Annotated in this window: 27 protein-coding genes; 11 read left to right on the forward strand and 16 right to left on the reverse strand. The window is 70.6% G+C overall.

What is annotated here, in order from left to right:
• Positions 1-8: 8 nt before the first annotated feature.
• Entirely contained in the window at positions 9-1,265 is a 1,257-nt protein-coding gene (locus ACZ64A_RS27140; RefSeq protein WP_469813935.1) for a serine hydrolase domain-containing protein, read from the reverse strand.
• A 422-nt stretch (positions 1,266-1,687) separates the two neighbouring features.
• Between ACZ64A_RS27140 and ACZ64A_RS27145 the strand changes: the two genes are divergently transcribed.
• Positions 1,688-2,416, forward strand: a complete 729-nt coding sequence (locus ACZ64A_RS27145; RefSeq protein WP_469813937.1) for a dienelactone hydrolase family protein — start codon at positions 1,688-1,690, stop codon at positions 2,414-2,416.
• A gap of 58 nt (positions 2,417-2,474) precedes the next feature.
• Entirely contained in the window at positions 2,475-3,317 is an 843-nt protein-coding gene (locus ACZ64A_RS27150; RefSeq protein ID WP_469814304.1) for a class I SAM-dependent methyltransferase, read from the forward strand.
• A gap of 29 nt (positions 3,318-3,346) precedes the next feature.
• On the opposite strand, the gene ACZ64A_RS27155 is transcribed toward ACZ64A_RS27150, so the two are convergent.
• Together ACZ64A_RS27155 and ACZ64A_RS27160 are read right to left on the reverse strand one after the other, a co-directional pair.
• Positions 3,347-3,733, reverse strand: coding sequence for a nuclear transport factor 2 family protein (locus ACZ64A_RS27155; RefSeq protein ID WP_469813938.1), 387 nt, complete (start codon positions 3,731-3,733; stop codon positions 3,347-3,349).
• A gap of 49 nt (positions 3,734-3,782) precedes the next feature.
• Entirely contained in the window at positions 3,783-4,652 is an 870-nt protein-coding gene (locus ACZ64A_RS27160) for an AraC family transcriptional regulator (protein WP_469814306.1), read from the reverse strand.
• A gap of 118 nt (positions 4,653-4,770) precedes the next feature.
• On the opposite strand from ACZ64A_RS27160, the gene ACZ64A_RS27165 reads away from it, so the two are divergent.
• Positions 4,771-5,559 (forward strand): phytanoyl-CoA dioxygenase family protein, encoded by a 789-nt coding sequence (locus ACZ64A_RS27165; protein WP_469813940.1) that lies wholly within the window; start codon positions 4,771-4,773, stop codon positions 5,557-5,559.
• 81 nt (positions 5,560-5,640) lie between these two features.
• Here ACZ64A_RS27165 and ACZ64A_RS27170 read toward each other — a convergent pair whose 3' ends face one another.
• Both ACZ64A_RS27170 and ACZ64A_RS27175 read right to left on the reverse strand, forming a co-directional pair.
• Positions 5,641-5,964 carry a nuclear transport factor 2 family protein gene (locus ACZ64A_RS27170; protein ID WP_469813941.1) on the reverse strand — a complete coding sequence of 108 codons (324 nt, stop codon included), beginning with the start codon at positions 5,962-5,964 and terminating at the stop codon, positions 5,641-5,643.
• A gap of 232 nt (positions 5,965-6,196) precedes the next feature.
• A complete protein-coding gene (locus ACZ64A_RS27175) occupies positions 6,197-7,720 on the reverse strand; it encodes a chitinase (RefSeq protein WP_469813943.1) in 1,524 nt (507 codons plus the stop codon).
• A 295-nt stretch (positions 7,721-8,015) separates the two neighbouring features.
• On the opposite strand from ACZ64A_RS27175, the gene ACZ64A_RS27180 reads away from it, so the two are divergent.
• Positions 8,016-8,648, forward strand: a complete 633-nt coding sequence (locus ACZ64A_RS27180) for a class I SAM-dependent methyltransferase (RefSeq protein WP_469813944.1) — start codon at positions 8,016-8,018, stop codon at positions 8,646-8,648.
• 72 nt (positions 8,649-8,720) lie between these two features.
• Here the strand turns inward: ACZ64A_RS27180 and ACZ64A_RS27185 are convergent, their stop codons facing one another.
• Entirely contained in the window at positions 8,721-9,176 is a 456-nt protein-coding gene (locus ACZ64A_RS27185) for a hypothetical protein (protein WP_469813946.1), read from the reverse strand.
• Positions 9,177-9,493: 317 nt separating this feature from the next.
• On the opposite strand from ACZ64A_RS27185, the gene ACZ64A_RS27190 reads away from it, so the two are divergent.
• Positions 9,494-9,784, forward strand: a complete 291-nt coding sequence (locus ACZ64A_RS27190) for a hypothetical protein (protein ID WP_469813948.1) — start codon at positions 9,494-9,496, stop codon at positions 9,782-9,784.
• Between the two features lie 54 nt (positions 9,785-9,838).
• Here ACZ64A_RS27190 and ACZ64A_RS27195 read toward each other — a convergent pair whose 3' ends face one another.
• A complete protein-coding gene (locus tag ACZ64A_RS27195; protein WP_469813949.1) occupies positions 9,839-11,314 on the reverse strand; it encodes an MFS transporter in 1,476 nt (491 codons plus the stop codon).
• Positions 11,315-11,471: 157 nt separating this feature from the next.
• On the opposite strand from ACZ64A_RS27195, the gene ACZ64A_RS27200 reads away from it, so the two are divergent.
• Positions 11,472-12,038, forward strand: coding sequence for a TetR/AcrR family transcriptional regulator (locus tag ACZ64A_RS27200; protein ID WP_469813951.1), 567 nt, complete (start codon positions 11,472-11,474; stop codon positions 12,036-12,038).
• A gap of 201 nt (positions 12,039-12,239) precedes the next feature.
• On the forward strand, positions 12,240-12,551 hold the full coding sequence (locus ACZ64A_RS27205) for a WhiB family transcriptional regulator (RefSeq protein WP_469813952.1): 312 nt from the start codon (positions 12,240-12,242) through the stop codon (positions 12,549-12,551).
• A gap of 156 nt (positions 12,552-12,707) precedes the next feature.
• On the opposite strand, the gene ACZ64A_RS27210 is transcribed toward ACZ64A_RS27205, so the two are convergent.
• On the reverse strand, positions 12,708-13,061 hold the full coding sequence (locus ACZ64A_RS27210) for a hypothetical protein (protein WP_469813954.1): 354 nt from the start codon (positions 13,059-13,061) through the stop codon (positions 12,708-12,710).
• Between the two features lie 326 nt (positions 13,062-13,387).
• Between ACZ64A_RS27210 and ACZ64A_RS27215 the strand changes: the two genes are divergently transcribed.
• On the forward strand, positions 13,388-14,266 hold the full coding sequence (locus ACZ64A_RS27215) for an NAD-dependent epimerase/dehydratase family protein (RefSeq protein WP_469813956.1): 879 nt from the start codon (positions 13,388-13,390) through the stop codon (positions 14,264-14,266).
• Between the two features lie 327 nt (positions 14,267-14,593).
• Here the strand turns inward: ACZ64A_RS27215 and ACZ64A_RS27220 are convergent, their stop codons facing one another.
• Positions 14,594-15,931: a hypothetical protein gene (locus tag ACZ64A_RS27220; protein ID WP_469813958.1), complete on the reverse strand. Its 1,338-nt coding sequence runs from the start codon at positions 15,929-15,931 to the stop codon at positions 14,594-14,596.
• A 124-nt stretch (positions 15,932-16,055) separates the two neighbouring features.
• On the opposite strand from ACZ64A_RS27220, the gene ACZ64A_RS27225 reads away from it, so the two are divergent.
• Together ACZ64A_RS27225 and ACZ64A_RS27230 are read left to right on the forward strand one after the other, a co-directional pair.
• Complete coding sequence (locus ACZ64A_RS27225; protein WP_469813960.1) at positions 16,056-16,394, forward strand: DUF732 domain-containing protein; 339 nt, start codon at positions 16,056-16,058, stop codon at positions 16,392-16,394.
• A gap of 172 nt (positions 16,395-16,566) precedes the next feature.
• Positions 16,567-17,073: a DUF6228 family protein gene (locus ACZ64A_RS27230; RefSeq protein ID WP_469813961.1), complete on the forward strand. Its 507-nt coding sequence runs from the start codon at positions 16,567-16,569 to the stop codon at positions 17,071-17,073.
• Here the strand turns inward: ACZ64A_RS27230 and ACZ64A_RS27235 are convergent.
• The 3 genes from ACZ64A_RS27235 to ACZ64A_RS27245 all read right to left on the reverse strand — a co-directional run bounded on the left by ACZ64A_RS27235 (position 17,066) and on the right by ACZ64A_RS27245 (position 18,846).
• Entirely contained in the window at positions 17,066-17,596 is a 531-nt protein-coding gene (locus ACZ64A_RS27235) for a hypothetical protein (RefSeq protein WP_469813963.1), read from the reverse strand. The two genes, ACZ64A_RS27230 and ACZ64A_RS27235, sit on opposite strands and share 8 nt — an antisense overlap.
• 15 nt (positions 17,597-17,611) lie before the next feature.
• Positions 17,612-18,289, reverse strand: coding sequence for a hypothetical protein (locus tag ACZ64A_RS27240; protein ID WP_469813965.1), 678 nt, complete (start codon positions 18,287-18,289; stop codon positions 17,612-17,614).
• Between the two features lie 71 nt (positions 18,290-18,360).
• Entirely contained in the window at positions 18,361-18,846 is a 486-nt protein-coding gene (locus ACZ64A_RS27245; protein WP_469813966.1) for a hypothetical protein, read from the reverse strand.
• A gap of 267 nt (positions 18,847-19,113) precedes the next feature.
• Here ACZ64A_RS27245 and ACZ64A_RS27250 point away from each other — a divergent pair, with 267 nt between their 5' ends.
• A complete protein-coding gene (locus ACZ64A_RS27250) occupies positions 19,114-19,434 on the forward strand; it encodes a hypothetical protein (RefSeq protein ID WP_469813968.1) in 321 nt (106 codons plus the stop codon).
• A gap of 511 nt (positions 19,435-19,945) precedes the next feature.
• Here the strand turns inward: ACZ64A_RS27250 and ACZ64A_RS27255 are convergent.
• From ACZ64A_RS27255 to ACZ64A_RS27270, 4 genes are all read right to left on the reverse strand, one after another.
• Positions 19,946-20,758 carry a DUF4253 domain-containing protein gene (locus ACZ64A_RS27255; protein ID WP_469813970.1) on the reverse strand — a complete coding sequence of 271 codons (813 nt, stop codon included), beginning with the start codon at positions 20,756-20,758 and terminating at the stop codon, positions 19,946-19,948.
• Positions 20,759-20,790: 32 nt separating this feature from the next.
• Positions 20,791-21,195: a hypothetical protein gene (locus tag ACZ64A_RS27260; protein WP_469813972.1), complete on the reverse strand. Its 405-nt coding sequence runs from the start codon at positions 21,193-21,195 to the stop codon at positions 20,791-20,793.
• A gap of 273 nt (positions 21,196-21,468) precedes the next feature.
• Positions 21,469-22,698, reverse strand: coding sequence for a hypothetical protein (locus tag ACZ64A_RS27265; RefSeq protein WP_469813974.1), 1,230 nt, complete (start codon positions 22,696-22,698; stop codon positions 21,469-21,471).
• Positions 22,699-23,013: 315 nt separating this feature from the next.
• Entirely contained in the window at positions 23,014-24,372 is a 1,359-nt protein-coding gene (locus ACZ64A_RS27270) for a COG1470 family protein (protein ID WP_469813975.1), read from the reverse strand.
• Positions 24,373-24,605: the final 233 nt, after the last annotated feature.

The following is a 24,605-nucleotide window of genomic DNA, read 5'->3' on the forward strand; positions in this document are numbered from 1 at the left end:
CCTCTCCCTTAATTCTCCGCCGGGACCAGCGTGCCGAAGGACGCCGCTGCGATGCGCTGGATCAGGGCCATCTCGGTGCCGTTGAGGTTCGTCGGGTCGACCGAGTACACGATCTTGCGGGAGAGGTCCTTGGTGGCGAACACGCCGCTGGTCCAGCCGGGCCGGGAGCCGGTCTTGCCCCAGACGACGACGCCGTTGGACGCCGTGACCCGCATCAGGCCCATGGTCATGCAGGCCCGGCCGGCGTCGGCCGCCGTGCGGCACTGGCTGCTGTGACTGCTGGGGACGTCCGGGACCTCGAAGAGCTTGGCCTGCTGGGCCTTGGGGAGGAGACGGCCGCGGAAGAGGGCGGTGATGAACCGGTCGAGGTCGGCGGGCGTGGAGATCATGCCGCCCTCGGCCCACGGCCAGGGGCTCTGCTCGGTGACGTCCACCCGATGCGTGGTGCCGTCCGCGGACCGGACCGTCAGATAGCCGTGGGAGTGCGGGCCCGGCAGCCGCGGGTCGTCGGCGTCGGGGACGTAGGTGTCGCGCAGGCCGAGCGGGCGGGTGATCCGGCTCCGCACCTCGTCGGCGAAGGTATGGCCGGTGACCCTCTCGATCAGCACACCGGCGACGTAGTAGTTCATGCCGTTGTACTGCTGGGCCGTGCCCGGCGCGAACTGCATCGGCTGACCGGCCAACGTGTCGATGACCTGCTGCGGAGTGAAGCTCTTCATGCGGTTGGCGGCGAACCACTCGGGGCTGCCGTCGCCGAACTCCGGGCTCGATCCGCCGCGCGGCAGGCCGCTGGTGTGGTTGAGCAACTGGCCCACGGTGACGGGCGGCAGACCGGCGGGCAGCACGCCCGGCAGGTACTGCTGGACGGGCCGGTCCAGGTCGATCCGGTGCTCGGCGGCGAGCTGGAGGACGATCGTGGCCGTGAACACCTTGGAGATGCTGCCGATCCGCAGGAACGCGTTGGGCGGGACGCCCTCCCCGGTCTCCAGATCGCCGACACCCGAAGTGCCGGACCAGTGGCCCGTGCTGCCGGTGATCCGCAGCAGCGCGCCGGTGACGTCGTCGTCGGGCAGACCGGCGATGGCGGCCCGCAGCGCGGCCGGGTCCAGAGGCGGCAACGGCGCGCCGGCGGCCGCCGGTGCCACCGCCCCCGCCGGCTGTGCTACGGCGAGCGCGGGCGCGGCAACCCCCGCGGCCAGAGCCATGGTCAGGGTGCCGCAGGCGGCCAGGTCGATCCAACGGGTGCGACGGGCGGAACTGTTCACGTCGGTTGCCCTCCGGGCGCGTGGTGGTCGGAGCGGATGATCACCGCCCGCCACGAGTCTGAGCCCCACCCCCACTCCGCCTCATCGGGGAACGACCCTGATCAAACCCCGGCCCGAACCCCGAGACCGGCTGACGAAACATCAGGGGGCCATCGCCACGAGCCGTCGGTTGGGACGGGGTCAGGCGACGTGGCACGGTGGAATGGTGGCGTCGGCTCATCGTCCTTCCGCTACGCTGTGCCGTTATGACTACCGGGACGGCCTCGCGCCACACACGGATCGGTGACCCGGTGCTCTTCTGAGCGCCGTACGGGCCGGTTCGGGTCCGCTGATTTCTCGAGGTTCTTGCGCTGCTCCTGCGCGGGCTCCGCCTCCGTCGGGTTGATCTCAGGCTCTGCACATCAACCACGACAGGAGCATGCATGCCCACCAGAACGCTGCGGATTCCCACCACGGACGGCCAGGCCGATGCCTTCGCCGCCTTCCCCGACCACGGCGAGCGGCACCCAGCGGTGCTGATGTACGCGGACGGCTTCGGCATCCGTCCCGCGCTGCGGGAGATGGCCCGCGAACTGGCCGGTCACGGCTACTACGTGCTCGTCCCCAACACCTTCTACCGGCACGGCCCGGCACCGCTGCTCGAACTTCCCGAGCACATCGGGGAAGAGGCCCGGCCCGCGGTGTTCGCCCAGCTGATGCCCTTGATCGAGGCGCACACCGCCGAACGCGTCCTGAGCGACGCCGACGCCTACCTCAGCTTCCTCACCGCCCAGCCCGAGGTCGGGGCCGGACCGGTAGCGGTGACCGGCTACTGCATCGGCGGCCTCTACGCGATGCGCACCGCCGCGGCCCACCCCGGCCAGGTGGCGGCCGTCGCCGCGTTCCACGGGCCCGTCGGCGTCGATGGGCCCACTCTCTTCTCCAAGCTCACCGCACAGGTCCATCTCGGCCACGCCGAAGGCGACATGACACCCGAGGCCCTCGGCGAGCTCAACGAGGCCCTCGATACGGCAGGCGTCGACCACACCTCCGAGATCTACCCCGGTACCCTCCACGGCTTCACCATGTCCGACACCGACGCCTTCAGCCCCTCCGGCCTGCAACGCCACTGGGACCGCCTGCTCCCGCTCCTGGACCGCACCCTGACATGACCAGAGGACTTAGGCTGGCACGGTGACTGATGAGCAGGAGCCGGTGCGGCCGTCGGGCGTGTGGGCCACGGCGGTGGGGGTGGCCCGGGTGCGGGCGTTGGAGAGCGAGCGGGAGAACGCGTTGTTCCGCGACCCGCTGGCACAGGCCTTCGCCGCCGCCGGCGGCCTGTGGCCCTCCTCGCCGCCGCCCGCCGACGAGGCCGCGCGACGCCGCCGGCTGGCCGTGTCGTTCTCCATCGTCATCAGGACGAAGTTCCTCGACGACCTGTTGCTGCACGCCTCCGCTTCCGGTGTCCGCCAGGTCGTGCTGCTCGGCGCCGGCATGGACAGCCGGGCCTTCCGGATGGACTGGCCCGAGGGCACCCGGCTGTTCGAGGTCGACACCGCCGCGCCGCTGGATTTCAAGGAATCGGTGCTGCGCCGGGAGCGGGCCGTCGCACGCTGCGAGCGGATCACCGTCGCGGTGGACCTGCGTGAGGACTGGCCGGCCGCGCTGGCCGCCGCAGGGCACGACCCGGCCGTACCGACCGTGTGGATCGCCGAAGGACTGCTGATCTATCTGCCCGGGGACGCGGTGGAGCTGCTGCTGGCCCGGATCAGCGCGCGGTCGGCGGCAGGCAGCCGGATGGGGCTGACGCTGGGCTCGCGCGGTGTGATCGAGCGCTTCGGCGCGGACGCCGTGCCGGGGTCGGCGGCGTCCCTGTGGGTCTCGGAGATGCCCGACGACCCGGTGGGCTGGCTGGCCGGGCACGGCTGGGAGGCGGAAAGCCACACCCTGCGCGAGCGCGCCGCCGCCTACGGCCGGCCGATCAACACCCCGCCGCAGCACGAGGAGGGCCCCGGCGGACTCGTCTCGGCGGTCCGCCGCTGGAGCACCGGCCGGGCCCCGGGTACCCGATGACAAGAGGGGCGTCCGGGACTCCCCGTTGGTTACGCGCTGCCGGGCGGGACGGGCGTGGCCTGGTGGTAGTACATCTGCCAGGGCGCGTCCGCATCCCGCCTGCGCCAGAGCGAACTGCGCCGTGCCCGGTTTCCGTCCAGTGTGGTCTCGTAGGTGAGGTGCACCAGCCCGGGTGCCAGCAGGACACCGGTGATCCGGGAGGGCTCGTAGCGCGGGCCGTCCTCTGCCGCGCTGTCCATCCCGGGCAAGGCGGCCAGCATCTCCTCGTACGTCCACCGTCGCCCCGAAGCGCCGACCTCGGTGAAGTCCGGGTCCAGCAGCTGTCGGGCCAGCGACGGCGACCTGCGCACGCTGGGGTCCATCAGGCGTAGTTCGCCCGCGATCGCTTCCCGGACCTCATCCGATTCAGGGCTCATACAGGCATCCTCGCCCACGACCGGCCCTTTTCGGGGTCACGTCACCGCATCACCGCATCGGCTCCCGTTCCACCGGCAGCCACAGCTCGGCGTCCGCCTCCGTGCCGTCCGCCGACATCCGCATCCGCAGGATCTCCGGCCCGGGGCGGCTCCGGTACGGGTTGGACGGGAACCACTCGGTGAACACGTCCCGCCACAGCGCCTGGATCGCCTCCGGGGCCGGCCCCGAGGTGGCGAAGACCGCCCAGGTCCCGGCCGGCACGGCCAGCGTGGCCATGCCCTCCGGCGCGGACGCCGAGGTGACGACGCCGTGGTAGTAGTCGAGTTCGGAGCCCTCCGTCCGGCTGGGATCGAGGTCGTCGCAGACCGCGAGGATGCCGTGCGGCTCCTGGTCGGACAGCTTCTCCAGCGCCTCCCGCGTCTGGTGGCCGATCCCGCGGACGAAATCGATGATCGCCGGGTTCGGCCCCGAGTGCACCAGCGGCACCCGTGTCTTCGCCCCGACGACGTTGAACTCCGGCTTGTGCACGACCCGGTAGCGCATGCTGCTGCTCCCGTCGACGACGAGGCGGAACGACATCCGGGGCTGGGAGTCGAGCGCGGCACCGGTGCGCCGCGCCTCGCCGGGTCCGACGCCGTGCATGGTGCGGAAGGCCCGCGCGAAGGCTTCCCCCGAGCCGTACCCGTACCGCACCGCGATCTCCAGCAGCGTCCGCTCACCGGCCAGTACCTCCGCGCCCGCGACGGTCAGCCGCCGGCGTCTGACGTACTCCGACAGCGGCATCCCCGCGAGCGCCGAGAACATGCGCCGCAGGTGATACTCCGAGGTGGCGGCGACGCGCGCCAGCTCGGCTACGTCGACGGAGGTGTCGAGCTGCCGCTCGATGTGCTCCATGACCTGATTGAACCGCTCCAGCACCATCGCCTCCAAGATCCGACCGACGATTCAATCAGGTGCCGTCCCGCACGCCGTACCCGAGAAAAGCGGTGCGGCAAGTGTCGGGTGGCCGCCATGGGCGGCGCCGCACGATGGAGGCATGAACGACACGATCTTGGTATCCCGCTTCCTCCGCGACGGTTTCGTCAAGCTGGAGGGTGCCGTCGCGCCCCGCGTGGCGGCGAGCTGCGCACGGCTGCTGTGGCAGGAGACGGGCTGCGACCCGGACGATCCGCAGACCTGGACCCAGCCCGTGCACTGGGTCGGCGGGATGGCACAGGGGCCGTTCGCCGCCGCACCCAACTCCCCGGAACTGCACCGGGCGTACGACCTGCTGGTCGGCGCCGGGCGCTGGGAGCCGCGCTACTCGCTCGGCACCTTCCCGCTGCGCTTCCCGCACGAGGAGGAGCCCGGCGACGCGGGCTGGCACATCGAGGGCAGCTACGCGGTGGAGGGCGAAACCTGGCCCTTCACCAATCTCCGCTCACGCGGCCGGGCCCTGCTGATGCTGTTCCTGTTCAGCGAGGTGGGGGAGGAGGACGCCCCGACCCGGATCAGGGTCGGCTCCCACCTCGACGTGCCGAAGGTGCTGGAGCCGTACGGGGAGGAGGGGGCGAGCGGCCTGGCCATCGCACCGGACCTGGTGGCGGCCTCCGCGCACCGGCCGCTCGCCCTCGCCACCGGTTCCCCGGGGGACGTCTTCCTGTGCCATCCGTTCCTGGTCCACGCGGCCCAACCGCACCACGGGCTGCGACCGCGCTTCATGGCCCAGCCACCCCTGATGCCGGCCGAGCCGTACGAACTGGACCGCCCCGACGGCGCGTACTCCCCAGTGGAGATCGCGATCCGCCGCGGCCTGGAACACACCACCTCGGCGTCCACCAGCTAGGACGCCGGACCCACCGGACCTGTGCTGCCGGTGACGCCGAGACAGTGCCGACGGGCCCGGCGTGATCCGGCAGGACGGGGGCTATGCCTGGCCGGTTTCGAAGCGGGAGACTTTGCTGTCGGCGACGGTGAAGTGCCACCTGGTCCGCATCTCGCCCCAGGTGTCGTTGCGGTAGCGGGCGACGAGGGCGCGGCCGTCGTCCGCCTCCGCTTCGACGTCCATGTGCCCGCGGGAGGAGAACACCTCCCGGTCGAGCCACTCGCGGACGTCGCGGTCGGTGCCGTCGTCGGCCATGGTCGCGTCCGCCGTCATGACGTCGTACACGGCGCTCCGGTCGCCCGCGTTGAGGGCCGTGACGAAGGCGCGCACGGTCGGGTCGCTGAGCTGGTTCTCGGGGATGGTCATGTCCTACTCGTACACCGGCACGCTTCCGCCCCGTCGCACCCCGGCCGTCGCCGTCCCTCCGACAGCGGGCGGCCCGGCTGCCGGGCCGCCGGAAGAAGGCGGCGTGCGTCGGCCGAGGGTCGCAGGACGGCCCCGCAGGAGCCCTTGCGGACGAGGTGTCGTCTCGCCGACGCCCTGTCCGGGGCCTCCTGCGGGGCCGTGGCAGCCCGTGCGGGTGAAGCGGGGTGGCCGGTCAGCAGGCGCCGAGGTCCTGCCAGACGCCCCACTCGCCGGTGGTGCCGGGCTCCTCGCCCGTCGTCCACCACTTGGCCTTCCAGGAGTGGCCCTTGTACGACACCCGCTGGCCGCCGGTGTACACCTTGTCCCGGGCCCACGGGGCGTCCGTGCACTGGTTGCCGGAGCCGCCGGTGATGGTCAGCGCGTACGTCGCCGAGTGGCTGCCCGAGGTGCCGGCGCCGGTCACGGTGACCGTGTAGGTGCCGGAGGCCGCGGCGGACGTGGTGGCCAAGGTGAGCGTGGAGGTGCCGCCCGCGGTGACCGACGACGGGCTGAGGGAGGCGGTGACACCTGCCGGGGCCCCGGTGACGCTGAGCTTCACGCTCTGGGCGTCACCCGCCGTCACGGCCGTCTTCACGGTGGCCGTGGCGGACTGGCCGGCGGTCACGGTCCCGGAGGCCGGGCCGATCGCGACGGAGAAGTCGTTGGACGGGGTGGTGGTGCCGCCGGTGAACGGCGCGAAGATGTGGGTGAAGTCCCACGTGTTCTGCTGGATGCCCGAGCAGTTGTCCGCGGCGGCACCTCCCGCGCAGCTGCCGTTGTCCCGCTGCAGCGCCCAGAACGACAGGGTGTTGATGCCCTTGGAGACGGCCCAGTCGTACACCGTCCGGGCGTTGGCCAGAGTGAAGGTCTCCGCCTTGCCGAAGTCGTCGACGCCGGGCATCTCGGTGACGCCGACCATGTTCCACAACTGGGCCGGGCTCTTGCCCGGGTACAGCTGGGCGAGCAGGTCGTACAGGCCCTGCGCGGCGGTCTGGGTGTCCTTCGCCATGTCATGGGGCTGGTTGTCGTAGTAGTCGAACGTCATGAGGTTCACGACGTCGACCCGGGTGCCGTTGCTCACCGCGTTGCGCAGCAGGGCCTCGCCGGTGTCTCCGAGGCCGTGCGTGGTGGTCGGCAGCGTGTAGGAGATCTCGACCTTGCGCCCGTTGGCCGCCGCCCAGTCCTCGACCAGCTTGATGGCCTTGTTGCGGCGGTCGATGGCGGCGGTGTTGTCGAGCGAGTCGACCTCGATGTCCATGTCGAGCCGCGAGATGTCGTAGGTGGTGATGACCTTCTCGTAGGCGGCGGCGATCTGCTGGACGTCGGTGCAGCTGTCGGCGATCTCCGTGCCGGTGGTGTCGGCGGTGTAGCCCCCGAACGAGGGGATGACGTCACCGCCGTTCGCCTGGATCGTCCTGATGTCGGCGCCGAAGGTCGAGGCGGCGATCGGCATGCCGGTGTCGCCGTTCCAGTACGGCGTGCAGGAACCCTTGGAGGCGGTCTGCAGGAACGCCATCGTCAGGTGCTTGGCGCCGGACTGGGCGGACAGGGCGGCGGGGCTCTCGCCGGTCCAGGCCTCGAAGTAGGGGGCGAAGACGTGGTTCGGCAGGGGGGTGGCGGCCTGGGCGGTGCCGGTTCCCGTGAGGGCGAGGCCTGTCGCGGCCGCCAGGGTGACGGCGGCGGTGAGGGCTGCGCGGGCGGAGCGCACGAGTCTCATGTCAGTCCCGGTGTGTGGAGGGTGGGGACAACGCCCCCGTGACGTCGGGGAGTTGTCGCCTACCGGGATATCGCCCGCCGGGGGTCGGGTCAATGGTCTGGACCAAAATGGGACTAGACCAATCCGCCCGTCCAAGTCGCCCTCTCCGCTGGACAGGGCACCTGGCGGTGGACTGGACCACGCGCGAAGTTCCGCCACGACGCGGCACGGTCCACGTGCCGGCCACCGGGGGCGCCCGGAGCACGGCGAGCCTGGAGAAGTCGCCACGGCGACGGGGGTGTTACCTTCCCTTCCCGTGAGGGAGCACCAGCAACAGACCAGGGCGGCCTACGACGGGGTCGTCGAACTGTATGCCTCGAAGTTCGCCAACCGGCTGGAAACGCACCCGTTCTCGCGGAACATGATCGGCACCTTCGCCGAGCTGGTGCGCGCAACGGGGAACCTGCGGACAGCCGACGTCGGGTGCGGGCCGGGACATCTGACGGCCATGCTGCACGAGTCGGGGCTGGACGCCTTCGGGCTGGACCTCTCCCCGGGCATGGTCGACCACGCCCGGCGGGCGCATCCGGAGCTGCGGTTCGACGAGGCGCGCATGGAGGCCCTCCCGGTCGAGGACGGCGCGCTCGGCGGCGTGCTGGCCCACTACTCGATGATCCACACTCCGCCCGGGGAAGTGCCCGCGCTGCTCGCCGAGCAGGTACGCGTCCTGGCCCCGGGCGGCCTGCTGCTGGTCTCGTTCTTCGCGACCGACGGACCGGAAGAACCGGTCCGCTTCGACCACAAGGTGACACCCGCCTACAGCTGGCCGGTGGACCGGTTCGCCGAGTTGCTGGCCGGGGCCGGACTCGTCACGTTCGCCCGGCTGATCCACGACCCGGCCACCGAACGGGGCTTCCTCGACGCCCACTTGCTGGCGCGCCGGCCGTAGATCGCGTCCGCAGAGCCGACCCCGGCCACGTCGTCGTACCCGCCCTCAGAGGTCTGCTGAGGCGGTCTGCGATCAGTACCGCACGGCTCTGGCCACCTCGGCGCGAACCGTGCCGGACAGCTTGCGATTGCTGCGGGCGGTGGCGGTGCTCTCCTTGCCGGCGCCGACGTCGTCGACCGTCAGCACGACGACGTCCAGGAGATTGCCTGCCTGGTCACGGAAGTTCACCTGCACCACGAACGACTTCGCCGAGCCCGCGGTGTTGTGCACGGTGACGGGCACGGTGCTCCGGCCGTCGTCGGCCCGGGTGGGGGCGCCGAGGCGTACCTCGTTCTTGGCGTCGATCCCGCCCTTCACCTCGTTCAGGTGCCGCTTGGCTTCGGCCGAGGCCGAGGCCAGTGCGGAGGCGCCTTCGGAGGCCAGGGAGGCCACGGCCGAGGAGGCCGCGGACGCCGCCGAGGAGGCGACGGAGGCCGCCTTGCTCCCGCCCGTCGACGGTGTTCCCGTGTCGTTGGAGCAGCTGCTCACGCCGGCCACGGCGCAGGCCGTGAGCAGCACAGCCGCTGTGCCGCGTGCGCTGCTCTTCCTCAGGCGTCGTACCACATCTTCTCCCGTGCTGGACCGGTCATTGCCGAGCTCCAGTGAAAGGCGCCCGCCGGGATCCCGCATGCCCCGCGGGGACGCGTCAGCCCAGTTCCACCCGAATAGCGCGGAGGGCTCCGCCAGGTGCCGCCGTGGAGGTTGCGGCATCAGCGGCGGGGGCGTGGCCTGATTCAAGGGCCCGGATCGTGGAAGGAGTGCTGGGCAGGGGGACGCACCCTGCGTCCGGGGAAGGGGACCCGCGCATGGCCACAGACGCCAACTCCATCAGGATCACAGGGAAGGTGCAGGGGCGGGACATCATCCTGTCCGGCCCCCTGTCGAAGGACGAGATCCGGGACCGGGTGTGGTGGTGGCAGCTTTCCGATGGGAAGGACCCGCGCGAGCGCGATGAAGAGTCCCACGCATACGACGAGTCGGCTCGCGACGTGATCGCCACCCTGGGCGGCTACTACGAGGTTCCCCGCGATCCTCACGCCTCCGAAGCGGGCGATCTGATCGACATGCTGCACGCGGAACTGCACCCGGCGGAGTGAGGGAGCCGCACCGGCAACCGCCCGCCACACCCGCCGGCCCGTGCTCGTCGCGTTCTAGTTCGGGCTGGTCGCGGGCGCCTCGTCCGAGGCGGTGACCCTGTGGCCATCGGCCGCACGCTGCGGTGCCGCAGGGCGGCCTTCCGCGGGCCTGGACTTCGTCAGCCACAGGCCGGTGAACACGGCGGTGGCCAAGGTGACGGTGCCGGCGGCGAGGAAGGCGCTGTCGAGGCCGGACTCGAAAGTGGCGCCGCCGGATCGCCGGCTGTGGACGATGGCTCCGAGCACCGCGACGCCGAGCACCGCACCGATCTGCCGGGTGGTGCTGCTGATACCTGATGCGAGGCCGCCCTCCTGCGGGCTGACTGCCTGGATGGCGGCGCCGGTCAGCGGGGACATGGTCAGGGCGAAGCCGATGCCGGTGAGCCCCAGCCGCCACCACACGTTCCCGTAGCCGGTGTCGGCGTGCACCGTGCCGAGCGCCAGCAGTCCCAGTCCGGCCAGGGCCAGGCCCGTGGTGACCACGACGCGGAAGCCGTGCCGGGCGGCGAGTCGGCCCGCGTACGGGCTGACGATCACCATGCCGAGGGATACCGGCAGGGTCTGCAGGCCGGCGCGCAGGATCGAGCTGCCCTGGACGTACACGAAGAACTGGGAGAAGAAGAACGACGAGCCCATGAGCGCGAACCCGACCACGACCATGGCGGTGTTGGACACGGGGAACAGGCGCTGCCGGAACAGCCGCAGCGGCAGCATCGGAGCGGGCCGACGGGCTTCGACGGCGATGAAGGCGGCGAGAAGGATCAGCGCGGCGGCGAAGCTGCCCAGGATGAGCGGCGAGGTCCAGCCGCGGGCACCGCCCTCGATCAGACCGTAGGTCAGTACCCCCACCGCCAGAACGGACAGCACCGTGCCCGGGATGTCGATCGCGGGGGCGCTCGGGTTGCGGGACTCGCCGAGGTGGCGCAGGCCGAGCAGCAGCAGGACCACGCCGATGGGCAGATTGACCAGGAAGATGGCGGGCCAGCCGAAGGCCTGTGTCAGGACGCCGCCGGCCACGGGGCCCGCCGCCAGACCGATTCCGCTGAGTCCGGCCCACAGCCCGATCGCCTTCATCCGTTCTTGCGGTACGGGGTAGGCGGCGGCGAGCAGGGCGAGCGAGGCAGGGCTCAGTGCCGCGGCCCCGATGCCCTGCAGCACCCGGCCGGCGACCAGCCAGCCGAGCGAGGGCGCGAGGCTGCACAGCAGCGATGCGGCGGTGAACACCGCCACGCCGGTCAGGTACACCCGCTTACGGCCGAACCGGTCGGCGAAGACACCGCCGGACAGCAGCAGCATGGCGACCAGCAGTACGTACGCGTCGACGATCCATTGCAGCCCGGTCAGTTGAGTGTGCAGCCGGTGCTGCATGTCGGGCAGTGCCGCTCCGACGATGGTGTTGTCGAGCAGGACCATGAACTGGCCCAGGCAGGTCACCGTGAGCAGCACGGCCCGTTCTGATCGACTGTCTGCGGTCGCGTGCGATGCGGCCATGGGGTCCCCTCGGTTGTTGGTGGCGTCCGGTCGCGGTCGATGCGGGTGGGTGGATGGCGAGACAACCCGGCGCCCTAAAGCAGTCGGTGACTGCGTTAGGCGACTATAAGGAGGGTCGCTCGCAAACGCAAGTGCTGACTGCGTTAAGGTGAAAGGTATGAACGAGCGACAGCCAGCCCGGCGGCCCGGCGGACGCAGCGCCCGCGTCGGCGCGCAGGTGCATCAGGCCGTCACCGAGCTGATCAGTGAGCGCGGTTACGGCCACTTCACCGTCGGCGAGGTCGCCACCCGCGCCGGCGTGGCCGACAGCAGCATCTACCGCCGGTGGGGCAACCTGGAAACCCTGCTCACCGACGTGGCGCTCACCCGCCTCAACGCGCAGTCACCGATGCCCGACACCGGGAGCCTCGCCGGCGACCTGCGCACGTACGCGGCCCAAGTGGCCCGCGAGATCACCGGACCCGACGGGCCGGCGGTACTGCACCTGGCCTTCGCCCTGTCGAGCAGCGGTCAGCAGGGCCTGCAGGCCGGCGCCCACCTCCGCGCCGAACGCACCCGGCAACTGCAGTCCATGCTCGACCGCGCCCGCGACCGTGGCGAGCCCGCGCCCGACGCGTTCGACGTGCTGGACCACATCCTGGCCCCGATGTACATCCGCGTCCTGTTCGGCATGGTCCCGCTCACCCCGGACTACGTCGACGGCCTGGTCGACCGACTGCTGTGACCCCGCCCCGGTCCCCACGACCTTGCGCCCCTTAGCGCCTCCGCGTGCTGTGCGGCAAGAGTTGTCACTCGAAAAGGTGGCTTGCCGCGGGCCCGCTCTTTCGTCATATGCGATCACGGCATACGTTCCCGGCACCGGTGGGTGCCCCGCAGTGCGAGTGTGCGGGGCGTACTAGGGGAGTGGGCGGGCATGGTTGTGATCATGGACAGTGGCTGGAACGAGCGCGCGGCGTGCAAGGACGCCGACCCCGACGAGTTGTTCGCCGACGGGGCGGCGCAGCACCGGGCCAAAGCGCTGTGCACGGGCTGCCCCGTGCGGACCGAGTGCCTCGCCTACGCACTGGACGCCCGCATCGATCACGGTGTCTGGGGCGGGATGACCGAACGTGAACGGCGTGCGCTGCTACGCCGAAGACCGACGGTCACCTCGTGGCGCCGCCTGCTGGAGACGGCCCGCTCCGAGTTCGAACAGCAACCCCAGCCGCGTCGCCTGCCCACCGCCCAGACCGGTTGACCCGGCACCGGAGTGTGGCCCGACCCCTCCTGCACCGGCGGAAACGCTCAGTGCCTGTCTGCAGGCAGGTGTGGGCAGCCCGGGCACTCCATGCGACGAGACCGGCCCCCGCCGGTGGGCGGGGGCCGGTCTCGTCGCTGGTCCGGAGGCTACGGATCAGTTGCTGATGGTGTACCAGTCGGTGTCGGTCTGGTAGGTCGGAATGGTCGCCTCGTACGCACCGCGGCTCGCGCCCGTGCAGTTGGAACCGGCCCAGCCGCTGTAGCTGACCCGCCCCTTCCACCACCAGCCGCCGAGGTAGGTGTTCCTGTTCGGAGTGTTGAAGCAGACGTCGGCGCGCTGGCCGTTCTGGTTCGTGCCGACCAGGTAGACCGAGTAGGTGTCACCACGCGTGTCGGCGAAGACGATCTGCTGGCCGTTGCTGCCGGCGAAGGACTGACCGGCGGTGCCGAGGACACCGGCGACAGCCAATGCCAGCGCGCCGATCGTGGTGGCTGTCTTCTTGCGCATGCCCATGATTCCCCCCGTGGTTGGCCGGCCTTGTCCGGCGCGACCATGATCATAAGCGGCTGAGTGACACTTCCCGCAAGTAAGTTCGGATCATGGGACGGGGCATGCCGGCCGAGCTGGCCACCGTCTTCGGACGCGCCTTCCGCCAGGCGTGCGGCCTCACGCCCAAGGGTGTACCGCCGTCACGCGCTGGACCTCGGCTCTGCACGTTGAGCCGACGGATTCTGCACGCTGCGACGACCGTCGCCGGCCGGGCTCCGCTAGATTCTCTTGTCGTCGGTGAGGCGGGAAGGCATCCGCTTCAACTGGTCCAGGAGCAAAGGGGGATGGACGTGAAGGTACTCGTGCTGGGTTCCACCGGCTACATAGGATCGGCCGTGGTGCGGCGGCTCACGGCCGAGGGCCACCAGGTGGTCCACTTCGTGAAGGACGCGGGCCGGCTGCCGGCCGGGACGCCGGTGCGGGTGGGCGACCTGGCCGACCCGGCCTCGCTGCGGGCGGCCGTCACCGACGACATCGACGCCGTGGTGAACCTCGCGACGCCGACCGGCGAGGAGGCGGTCGACGCGGCCGCCGTGGACGCGCTGACCGAGCGGCTGCGCGGCTCCGGACGGGCCTTCGTCTACACCAGCGGCGTGTGGGTGCTCGGCGCCACCGGCGACACGGCGGTCGACGAGGACGCGCCGACGAACGCGATCGCCATCGTCGGCTACCGCCCGCGGATCGAGCAGCGGGTGCTGGCCGCGGCCGGGGACGACGTGCGAGCCGTCGTCGTACGGCCCGGCATCGTGTACGGCCTGGGCGGCGGCATTCCCGGGCTGATGACCGGCTGGGCGCGCGAGCACGGCACCGGCCGTTACGTCGGCTCGGCGGCGACCCGCTGGCCGATGGTGCACGTGGACGACCTGGCCGAACTCTTCGTGCTGGCCGTGACCAAGGCCGATGCGGGCAGCGTGCTGCACGGCGTGGCGCACGAGGCGGTGCCGGTCGCGGCGCTGGCCGCGGCCGCCGACGTGGCGGCGGGCGGCGACGGCCGGGCGGAGCCCTGGCCGCTGGAGCAGGCCGCCGAGGCCGTGGGCGGCCCGTTCGCCGAGGCCCTGGGCCTGAACCAGGTGGTGTCCGGCCAGCGTGCCGTCACCGCACTCGGCTGGCGGCCCAGCCGCCCGTCCGTCCTCACCGAGCTGACCGGAGGCGACCGCGGCTGACCTACGGCGTCTGGTGGGACCGCGTGGTCACCGCCGACGGCAACGAGGTCCTGGCACGGTCGGTCGACCGCTACCCGCGCTTCGAGCGGGGGCTGTTGACGCAGAGCGCCTCATGACCACCACGGCCGACCACGCCCGGTGAAAGGATCAGGGCCGCCGGTACCCCGGCTCTCCTGACCCCGGCTGAAGCAGTGGGCGTGCCGGGTCGGGCCGGCACGCCAAGGTCGACAAACTGCGGCGGGCCGGCGGGTCGGCGGGTCGCAGGAAAGCGGCGTAAGCCCGACTGCGCACCGACCGTGCCGAAACGGCCGGCCCCCTGCCGAGTCCTCACGCGTGGGTGAACACGCACGCCATCCGGGTGCCCGGGTTGCTGCTCAAGCCCACGATCGCACCCCCGTCCGCCCGGTTGACGCGGGCGTGCGCGCCTGCGAAGCCGCGCGAGGTGAGGAAGATGCCGAGGACCGCGATGCACTCCTCGACCGCGCCGGTCGCCGGATCGAGGACCGGCTCGGCGCGCGGGACCACCCGCTCCTGCACCAGGCAACCGCGCTCGACGGCCGTCACCAGCGCCGCACCCCACTCGGCGTCGGAGCACTCCCAGCCGGCGAAGGTGTCCAGACCCCCATGGCCCGCGCCCGGCTTGACGACCAGCTCCTCGCGGCGCTCGTGGCACTCCGCCAGGAGAGCCGCAGAAGTCGCCGGGCCCAGCGTGCGGCTCCACGGCAGCACCCGTTCCACCAGCTTCCGTTCCGCCTCCTCGAAGGCGCCCGCCCAGCGCGGGTCGGACAACATGGCAAGGGCGTTCTTGTGCGCGTACAACCCGCTCTCCAGCGTGGTGAACAGCACCGTCCGCCCCGCGTCGTGCGCGCGGAACAACTGCTCGGCCACCTCCGGGCCCGCCGGGTCGTCGAGCAGCTGGCCAGCGCCGAAGTTGCGCAGCACCAGGTCGAGGGGAGCGCCGTCCAGGGTCAGCTTCCCGTCGGCACGAGTGCGTAGTTGACTCACCTCGCCGATCCGCAGGTCAAGACCCTGCACGGCCATCGTCTCCCGCATCGCCTGCATCAACGGCCCGTACGAGGCGACGCCCCCGTTCCCCTCGATCAAGCCGATCACGGGCTCCACGGCATCGCCCCGCAGCGCCGGCCGGGCCCGCTCGCGCAGGTCCTCCGCGAGCCGCGCAGCCGTGTCGACGTACTCCAACCCGTGCGCGGCGGCGAAGGCGGAGAACTCCGGGACACCGAGCAGCGCCGCGTTGCACACGGCCATGTCCATGCCGCCGACCTCGCTGCCGAGGTTGAACTCCAGGAGCCGGTAACCATGTCCGTCGTGGTAGACGTCGGCGCGCCCCAGCTTCGCCGGGTACCCGTCGGCCGAGCGCCGCAGCAGGGCCGCATGCCGGGGCGCGAGCCCGAGCGCGGCCGCGTACCGCTCCGGGGCCCCGTCGAAGAGGCGGTCCGGCAGCGAGACGAGAAGAGCGAACAGATCCTCCAAGTCACGTGCGAAGGCGGCGGTTTCCTCCGCCTCCACGAACCACGGCCGAGGCAGCAGATAACTGCGCCAGGCGTCGCCGTACACGGGCGGCAGCGCGGCGCGCGCGACGACGTCCCGCAGCCCCTCGTTCCCGCCCCGGCACTCGTCCACGTATATGCGGCTCAGCTGTGTCATGAACCCCAGTCGATCACGGACCGGTGCCCCTGGGGGAGGCCCGCGGCAGGGAGCGACTGCCCGAGTCGTCACGGATCCATCACGTGACTACCAGCATGATCATCGGGGCGGCGATGATGACACCATGAGACGAAAGATCACCACCGTCGCGGGCGCCCTGCTCGCCGGGCTCGTACTCGTCGGCTGCTCGTCGAGCGGGCCGACCGGCGACGACAAGAAGTACGCCGACGCGGTCGCGGCCGCCGACCCCTACGGCCTGGGCGACATGGAAACGGACCAGCTGGCCGACAAGCGCGGCTCGACCGGGACGGAGATCTGCGCAACGCTGAAAACCAGCTCGTACGGCGACGCGATGCAGTACGCCATCTTCCACAACTTCGCACCCGAACAGGCAGCGGCCCTGGTGCCGGCGGCGGTCCAGGTCTACTGCCCGGACCAGACAGGAAAGCTGCCGACGGCCTGACTTCGCCGTGCCGCTGTGAGCAAACCCCCGCTGCGCGAGGTCCGGTCACCGTCACCGCATGGCAATGGCGAGCTCGGGCAGGGGCTTTTCATGAACTCACAGGCTTTGACGGCCGGCCCCGATCAAGGAGTGACGCTGTGGAGCTTCCTCGCGGGGCTGGTGGTCGTGGTCGGTGTGTGGTTGTGGGTTCGTCGGCATCGTTGATCCCTGCGCTCCCCGAATCCGTCTCGGTTGCTTGTCGGTCCGGGTCGGAGCCCCCGGACCGCGACCGGTCCACCGGCTGTCCTCCGAGCCGACGAGTGCGCATGGAGACCCGACGCTCGACTTTCTCGTGAAGGCACGCGGCCGATGGGTGAGTATCGAGACCTCGATACGGAGCTGGGACGGCGCCGGCCTCGACAGCTTCCTCTCCACGCTGGCCGAGGACGTCCGGGGCTGGGAGGGCGCACCGCCGCGCGACAGGGCCCTCGGCACACATCCACAGGTAAAACCGCTACTTGGCAGCCGGACAGCGACTGAAGTGACTCTAGGTCTGCACTTCATGCGCGAGCGGTTGATCGCGGTTTCGCTGGAGAGCGCGAGCAAGTCGGTTCGCTCAGCGGTCAGACGGGGACACCGGTCCGGTCCAGGACGGCGGTCTCGTCTGTCCGGACGGCCCTGCTGGAATCGCCTCATCTGACGCCGTCGTTCGTGGCCTCGCCGGCCCCGCAGGCCGATCCGGCGGCGCGCCGACGTGCCGCGCGTGCATGGGAGGACCTGGCGCCGGGCGAGCAGTCGGCGCTCCTGGCCGACCCTGACACCGAGGTACGACGGGTCGCCTCGCTGTGGGAGTGCCGATGGGACGCCCATGTCACCGCCGAACTCCTACGTGATCCGTACGACTCGGGTCCGTAGGCGAGAGCAGCCCGCACCCTGGGAGAAGGATCGTCCGCGAGCCGGGCCCGCTGTGCAGGCTCCGCCGTGGCGCTCATGGGGAAGTCGATCCGGGCGCCCGGGTTCGGGTGGGCCAGGATCATCGTGACGGCCGACTCAGGGAGTCCGTCCCGATGGAGGGCATGACGGGTTGGGCCCTCGCCCTCGCCCTCGCCCTCGCCCTCGCCCTCGCCCTCGCCCTCGAAGGCAAGCAGACGCAGGAGCAGCTGTGTCGGCAGCGCCGGATTGCCGGCGACTCCGTCCAGCGCGGATGCCTGGAACGCCAGCATGCGCGACGTTTCTCCTCAACGGCGTTCGGCGGTTACGGGGGTGGAGGCCAGAACGCCGTTGCCGCGGACGAGTGTGTGCGCGCCGATCGTGCGTGGGCTCGGTCCGAGTTGTGCCGCGATCTCGGGAGCCATGACGTAGGTGGCACACCTCCACTCCTCCTCGGCTTCCTCGTCCTCCGTCGCCGCGTCCCATGTGGCCGACAGTCCCAATTGCTCGCGCCGCGCCTGCTCGTAGGGCAGAGGTTCGCCGAGAGTGAGGAGTTCGTCTTCGCCCTGCCCGGTCTCGCAGTAGCGCCGCAGGACAGTGCCGTGGGCGGTGACGAGCCAGGCGGAGCCGTCGCCTTGTTCACCGTAGTAATAGGCGTGGGCCTGCCCGTACCGTTTGCTCAGTTCAGTGCATACGTGGAGGAGGTCATCGCTGCGGTCGCTGTCGCTGGGGTTACACCAGCGACCGACGACCAGGGTCCAGCCGTCCAGCTCCGGGCTGACGTAGACCCGGCTGAGGCTGTCCGGGCTCCTGTGGTCGTGGGCGTCCGTGTCGATGAGTTCTGCCGCGGCGGCGAAGGTGATCGGGCTGGGCCGCGAGAGCCCCATGATCTTCATGAGGCCGGCCTGGTCACCGGTGGATATCGCGATCCAGTGGAGCCAGCAGGCGGACAGCGGGATGGGCTGGTCGTATTCGGTGCCGTGCACGGAGCCAGAATGCCATCTCCCGCCAGAACGACTCAGTTCATGGACGGCCCTGCGGACAAGCCGCTTGGTGCCTAAGGCCTGTCGCCTTGGCCGTCTACAGGCTTGGGGACTTGGGGAGGTTCCACGGTGCTGCCGTCAGGATTCCGCCCGAAGGCGGCCTCCAGAACCGCGGGGAGGTCTGCCTCGGGAACCGCGGCGCGCACGTCAGCCAGAACCTGACGCAAGCCGTCATCGTCGATGACACCCATGTGCTCCTGACGGAGTCGGTAGATGATTTCGACGAGTTCCGGCCTCAGCCGCATCCAGGCTCGCGAGGTGCGGATCTCGTCATCGACCTGGTGCATGAACCAGCGCATCACCTCGTACGGGACGTCCACGTGCTCCGCGTGCGGGTTGAAGCACACTGTCGGCTCCCGCCCTGGATCCTCGTCGGGGACGATCGCGGTCACGAGATTTCGTTGGCCGGCCACAAGATCCAGTTCGAGATACCAGGCGTCATCGGGCACGGAGTACATCACGGTGATCGCATAATCGCCGTCGGGGTGTCGAAGGACCATTGCCGCATGCTGCCACGCCGAACTGAAGAGGTGCCTCTTCAATTTGTCGCGGTCCGACGCTCCTGTGCGCGGACCCCAGGCAAGGTGCCAACGAAGCGGCCTGATGGACTACGTCACGGACGCCGGCCGGCGATCGCAGAACTGGACGGATGGGCAATGCGTGAGGGGATGCTGATGCAGGGGACCCGGACCTCGGCTGAACCCGGGCCGCGCCGGGTTTTGATGCGAGTCGCGCGATGCGTTCTGACGTATCTCCTCCTCTACGTTGTGACCTGGGTGCTCATCGCCCTCGTGGTGCCTTGGGAGGACTCGTTCACCCACGTCCTGGGGATCAGCATCGGTATGTTTTCCTTCATCGGCGTCCCGACGCTGCTCCTTGCTCTCGCCGCGGGCGCTGCGCATACGCAGATGAGCGTCCCGGCGTTCCGAGCCGCGTTGGCCTTCCCGATGGCACTGTTCACGTGGCCTCTGCTGGCCGGGAGCACGTCGGAGCCGCTGCTGATCCAGCTGTTGGCTCAGATTGCGTTCGCTGCGTGGCTGATGCCCGCGCCACTCGTCCCGGAGAACTGGACAGCTCGGCCTGAGTAGTTCGGCCGGCCGAAGGCGGAGGATCCGTGCGCCGGCGACCTCCGGCCGGGGGCACCGATCACTTCGCATGAAGAGCGCGGCGACGAGCAATGCAAGCAGCCGCAGGCCTACGCAGTGCCTGGACTTGTCTTTCGGCGCATGCCGGGATCGCGACGCCTGGTGCGCGCTCCGCCGGAGGCCTGCGGGCACGGGAGGTGCCCCACCGCGTGGCGGCCCTCCTCCCCCGTGCGATCGCACGCACCGGTGCCGCCCATGCCGACGCCCTGCAGGATGCGTCCGGGCCGGACGGCACGTAGACCTCCGTCGTGCTGTCCGGCCCGCCGTCGCGGCCCGGGTGAGCGGCCGTCACCTTGCGGGCGGAGTCGAGGGGGTAACTGGCGCTGTGCAGCACGCCGTCGGTGACCGAGACGCCCAGGTGCTGGAGGGTGACCTGTTCACGGGCGCCGGCCGGGCGCACGGACCGCCCGAGGGTCCTTTCGCTCGGGATGGATGAGCGTTTGCCGGGAGGGGATCAGTCCCACCAGAAGTCCCAGCGACGGGCGTTGGTGATCCGGTCGGAATACGCGGCCAACGTGTAGGGCCTGCTGCCCTGCCAGATGTTGTCCGGGCAGAAGGCGAAGTGCTCGGCCGCGACCAGGAGAGCCTCATGCTCATTCGCCGGCGGCGCGGCGACGCTGAGGTGCAGTGTGGAAAAGCCGACCGCGATGACACGGGCGCCGAACCGGTGCTCCCAGTCGCGGACGACGGCGGAGAACTTCGCGGTGTCGTTGTCGTAGTTGCAGGGTCCGTCCCAGCCCACGGCCGTCAGCGCCTCGGCACCGGACGCCGCGGCGACCAACCCCAGACGTGTCCGTGGGCGGTTGGCGAGGAACTCCTGCGCGAAGTCGGCAGCCAATTGATCGGGGTTGGTTGCCGCTTTCCGGCTGGGCGCGAGGCCGGGCCAGGTCTGTCCGAAGGGGGTCGTGACGGCGAGGCGTCTGTCGGCGTCGAGCGCGTCGTCGTCTTCGTCGACGGCTGTGTACGTCGCCCACCACTGTGCGAGGAGGCCGGCAGCGTCGTGGCTTGCTGGGGAGGACATCCGTTCGGGGAAGAGCTCTCCGGATTCCCATGGGCGGAATTCGCCGTCGTTCGGATGCAGCGAGTCGAGCAGTAGCGGCCACAGGCCGGAGCGTGTGTGTTCCGCGTGCATCCGCTTCCACACCTCGGCCGTGGCCGGCCCGTCACTGAGCCACAGAGGCTGGACGTCTCCGTCGCCTTCGTCGGACGTCACCATCCGACCGGGCGGAAGGAGGTTCGCAACGCTCACACGGGCTTCAGGGTGCATGGGGCGGATGCTAGTGCTGCAACCGGGACGCATCACCGAGAGGGGCCGACCACTCGATCGCGGAACTGCTGGAAAGTGCGCCAGCCTGGCGTTTGCCCCGGAGCGATCAGCTCTCCTTCGGCGCAGTCGAACACCTTGCACCTCAGAGCCTCGGCGAGCCGGAAGACGGGCGTCAGCGCGTCGTCACCGGAGCCCCAGATATGGAGCATGAGCGACTCAACGGGGTCTTCTGAGCCGATGTTGACCTCAATGGACCAACTGGGGCCGGAAACTTCACCCCAGGTGGGGTCCGAGAGATCGGCCTCGGGACACGCCTGCGCGACAGCGGCGAGCACGTCGCATCGCCGGCCGAGCGATTCCGGGGTGTGGTCGGCGGGGATGTCCTGCACGGAGGTGAGGTCGTCGGGCAGGCGGAGGAGGAGTACGTCCCAGCTCATGGCGGCCTTCCGGGAATGAATCGAGGAGCGTTTACGGTCAGTCAGGTCAGCTGAGCTGTTCTGTGGGCGGCTGTGGCAGGAGTGCGTCCTGCAGATGCCGGACAGTTGCGCGCAGGGCCTGCCGTCCGACTTGCCCGACCCAGGGCACCACGCGGCGACAGGAGCGGCCGTCGCGGCGGCTTCCTCGGCGTCGGTGCGGAAGGTCGGTTCTCGAATGCGGGCGAGATCGCGTACGAGGCCGGCGCACCCCGGGGGACCGGCAGCGGTGCGCTGTCAATCCACTGCCGCACCCCTGCGCGTGATGACGTAGCAGGTGGCACGGCCTCCGTCGTGGTTCCATGCGTATTCGGTCGGCCACATGTACCAAATCTGGCGGGCCACGGCCGATTCGGCGGTCCAGCCGGCGGGGGCTCGGTCGTAGGCGGTGAGGCAGGCGTCATCGGCCCTCTGCCGTGCCTCCTCGGCACCCGGATAGACCCGGCCGAGTTTCTCCTGGCCGAAGATCCTCGCGTCGTGCGGACCCGTGCACGGCACGTCCACGACGGTGGGCATGTAGCGCTGCCCGGTGCTGAAGTCGATGCAGCCGCCGCGCTTGACCGACGCCACCCGGTGGACGGCGTCAGGGGCAGCCCGGGTTGGACCGTCGGCCTTCATACCCGGTTGCGACGTGCCGTGTCCGGCGAGTCGCAGGTCGATGATCAGGGAGGTCATGTCCTTGAAGGCGCTTTCCTCGTGCCGCAGAACCTTGGAGAAGTCGGCGCGCGCGTGCGTGACACGGCCCTGCCCGTCCACGGAGACGCTCACCGGCACCGGGGAACTTTCGCGATAGGACATGATGCCCTCCTTCTCCGTGGACAGGTGGCGCCTGAGGTCCTCGGGAAAGATGTCCCACGCGGTGGAACTCGGCATCCTGGCCTGATAGACGCGCCCGGACCCCTCGCCGCGCTGGGACGTGGCCTGCGCCGCTCCGAGCCCTTCGAAGAGCGTCCCGCCGATCGGCGCCTCGGTCCCGCGCAAGGACTCGATGTTGTCCTCCGCGGAGTACGTCTCGACGTCACCCATCCGGTACTGCAGCCAGTACGCCGCCGATCCGGCGCGGTAGCGGATGGTCCAGCGGTCCACGAGCATGCTGCCCGAGGCGTCGGCATTGCCCTTGCCGGGGGTCAGCCCGAGAACCGTGTCCCGTACGTCCTTCGAGAGGCCGGGCGACAACTCCCACTTGGCCGTCGCCGCGCCCGCTCCCTGCGCGAAGTCCAGCCGCCCGCGGACCGTTTGTATCGCCCGGCCCTTCTTCGACGTGAAGGTGATCGTCTGAGTGAAGGCGGCGTTACCGGCCTGCTGGGTCCGGCGCAGCGCGAGGAAGATCTGACGGTCCAGCTTCTGGCTGAAGACAGGGTGTGCGGCGGGTGTGGGCGCCGGGGCGTCGGGCGTGCCGGAGCAGGCGGTCAGCAGCAGGGATGCGGCAGCGAGCACCGCACCGGTACGGGCAAGGCATCGGATCATGTCCCCTTGACCCGGCCGGCCCCCGAGAGGTTGCCCCACGCGCAGGTCACGTCTTGATCACCTGTGGCGTCAGTCCTCGTGTGGCGGGTCGAGTGGTGAGCCCCCGGGAGCCGTGTCCTTCCGACTCGTCAAAAGCGGAAACGACGTCCCTGCGCGCGAGCCGCGACGCGAAGGCACCTGTGCCCCCCGACAGCCAATGATCACGGTGTGTCATTTTCGGACCAGGGGTTGTCGATTTCCGGACTGAACCCGCGGTCACACTTTACAGATGTAGTCACCACCGACCGAGAATGATTCGGAAGCGCGACGTCCGATCTACTGGTCAGTACGACCGAGCACTCCGCTCACGTTCAGCACCTCGTGGCAGCCCTGCGCACGCCGGCCGGTGGCCGGCGTGCCCGGCTTCGCGCAGGTCACTTCGATGGTCACGGTGTCGTTCGCGGAGATCTTGATAGGGGTGACCCAGTGGTAGTCCTGGTTGCGGAACGTCTCCAGCGCAATCGTGGTGATCTTGCGGTCGCCGAAGGTGATCGTCATGACCCCTTCGTCACCCTGGAAGTTGGCGACAACGATGTCCGTCACACCGAACACGCTCTGCTCGGGCACCTTGTACGTCCCGGACCTGGTCTCCCCGCCGGAGGTCGTCAGGTCGATCGTCGCCGAGCTCTGCTGACCGCCGGCCGCCGTGCCGGGCCCGGCCCCGGTGCCGCCGTCGCCGGCCCCCGGACCTTGGCTCTGCCCCTGCCCCTGCCCCTGGCCCGGCGTGCGGACGCCGGGCGGGGCGCTCGCGCCGCCGCCTGCGCCGCCCGGCCCGCCGGCGTCGCCCGGGTCCCCGGCCGTGGTGGGGCGTGGCTGCACCGCCTCGTGCGCCGCCTCCTTCGCGGCGCTGCGCACCGCGGGCCGGACCAGCGCGAACCACGCCAGCAGCAGCGCCAGCAGCGCCGCGAGCAGGGCGATCAACCACTTCGGGAACAGCGGGATCTGAACGAACTCCGCCTCCAGCGCGGGCCGGTGGACGCTGTCGTCCGGCCGCGCCGCGTCTTGCTCCCCGGTCTCGGCGGCGACCACCGTGAACGGCCACACCACCGGGGCGCCGAACCACACCGGCTTGCCGGTGCGCACCCGCAGCCCGGTCTCCGCCGACTCACCGGGCTCCAGCCTCGGCTCGGCCGGGCTGAACGCGAACGCCAGTTCCTCGCCCGCCTGGCCCGGGGTGAAGCCCACCTGCACCGGGGTGTTGCCCTCGTTGCGCACCGCCAGCCGGTAACGGCCGCGCAGCCAGCCGCGCCGGCGGCGCGGGAGCAGCTCGGTGCGCAGCTCGTGGAACTCCTCGATGTGCACGGTGGTCTCGGGCACCCGTACCGCGTCGGGGTGCTCGGCCGGCAGGACCCGCACCGCGAGGGGCGTCTCCCCGGCCCGGACCTCCGGGGAGCGCGGCGGCTCCAGGAGGATCGTCACCGTCTCGGACGTGCCCGGGTACAGGGAGACGCGCGCGGGTTCCACCGTGGACCAGGGCGCGCAGTCCCCGACGACCTCCAGGCTGTAGGCCTCGACGATGTCGCTGTCGTTCCGGACGGTGAGAGTGGTCGTCGCGGTGCCGCCCGGGGCCACCGTCACGACCGGGATGTCGAGTCCGGGCGTACCGGGACCGGAAGAGGCTGCAGAAGGCGTCACACCGCCACGCTAGAAGCGTCCGCCCGGCCGCGCCGAGGGGCGCGAGGGCAAATTCCGGGCAGTTCCGGTGCCCGCAGGGCCACCGTCAACTCCCTGTGGAGACCGTGTCGTTGAAGTCACTTCCCGGCGCCCGCGCGCCGCCTTCGCGGGGTCGTCCCGTCCAGACGATCCTCCCCTCAGCTCACGAACAGGTGACCGCACCCATGTCCCGTCAGGTGACCGGACCCGTGTCC

This window comes from Streptomyces sp. NPDC104814 (assembly GCF_055583185.1).

Bases quoted from the DNA above. Each gene is read 5' to 3' on its own strand.
- ACZ64A_RS27145 (WP_469813937.1), top strand. From the start codon at position 1,688: ATGCCCACCAGAACGCTGCGGATTCCCACCACGGACGGCCAGGCCGAT.
- ACZ64A_RS27155 (WP_469813938.1), bottom strand. From the start codon at position 3,733: ATGAGCCCTGAATCGGATGAGGTCCGGGAAGCGATCGCGGGCGAACTA.
- ACZ64A_RS27165 (WP_469813940.1), top strand. From the start codon at position 4,771: ATGAACGACACGATCTTGGTATCCCGCTTCCTCCGCGACGGTTTCGTC.
- ACZ64A_RS27170 (WP_469813941.1), bottom strand. From the start codon at position 5,964: ATGACCATCCCCGAGAACCAGCTCAGCGACCCGACCGTGCGCGCCTTC.
- ACZ64A_RS27175 (WP_469813943.1), bottom strand. From the start codon at position 7,720: ATGAGACTCGTGCGCTCCGCCCGCGCAGCCCTCACCGCCGCCGTCACC.
- ACZ64A_RS27190 (WP_469813948.1), top strand. From the start codon at position 9,494: ATGGCCACAGACGCCAACTCCATCAGGATCACAGGGAAGGTGCAGGGG.
- ACZ64A_RS27195 (WP_469813949.1), bottom strand. From the start codon at position 11,314: ATGGCCGCATCGCACGCGACCGCAGACAGTCGATCAGAACGGGCCGTG.
- ACZ64A_RS27200 (WP_469813951.1), top strand. From the start codon at position 11,472: ATGAACGAGCGACAGCCAGCCCGGCGGCCCGGCGGACGCAGCGCCCGC.
- ACZ64A_RS27205 (WP_469813952.1), top strand. From the start codon at position 12,240: ATGGACAGTGGCTGGAACGAGCGCGCGGCGTGCAAGGACGCCGACCCC.
- ACZ64A_RS27210 (WP_469813954.1), bottom strand. From the start codon at position 13,061: ATGCGCAAGAAGACAGCCACCACGATCGGCGCGCTGGCATTGGCTGTC.
- ACZ64A_RS27215 (WP_469813956.1), top strand. From the start codon at position 13,388: ATGGACGTGAAGGTACTCGTGCTGGGTTCCACCGGCTACATAGGATCG.
- ACZ64A_RS27220 (WP_469813958.1), bottom strand. From the start codon at position 15,931: ATGACACAGCTGAGCCGCATATACGTGGACGAGTGCCGGGGCGGGAAC.
- ACZ64A_RS27225 (WP_469813960.1), top strand. From the start codon at position 16,056: ATGAGACGAAAGATCACCACCGTCGCGGGCGCCCTGCTCGCCGGGCTC.
- ACZ64A_RS27235 (WP_469813963.1), bottom strand. From the start codon at position 17,596: ATGCTGGCGTTCCAGGCATCCGCGCTGGACGGAGTCGCCGGCAATCCG.
- ACZ64A_RS27245 (WP_469813966.1), bottom strand. From the start codon at position 18,846: ATGGTCCTTCGACACCCCGACGGCGATTATGCGATCACCGTGATGTAC.
- ACZ64A_RS27255 (WP_469813970.1), bottom strand. From the start codon at position 20,758: ATGCACCCTGAAGCCCGTGTGAGCGTTGCGAACCTCCTTCCGCCCGGT.
- ACZ64A_RS27260 (WP_469813972.1), bottom strand. From the start codon at position 21,195: ATGAGCTGGGACGTACTCCTCCTCCGCCTGCCCGACGACCTCACCTCC.
- ACZ64A_RS27265 (WP_469813974.1), bottom strand. From the start codon at position 22,698: ATGATCCGATGCCTTGCCCGTACCGGTGCGGTGCTCGCTGCCGCATCC.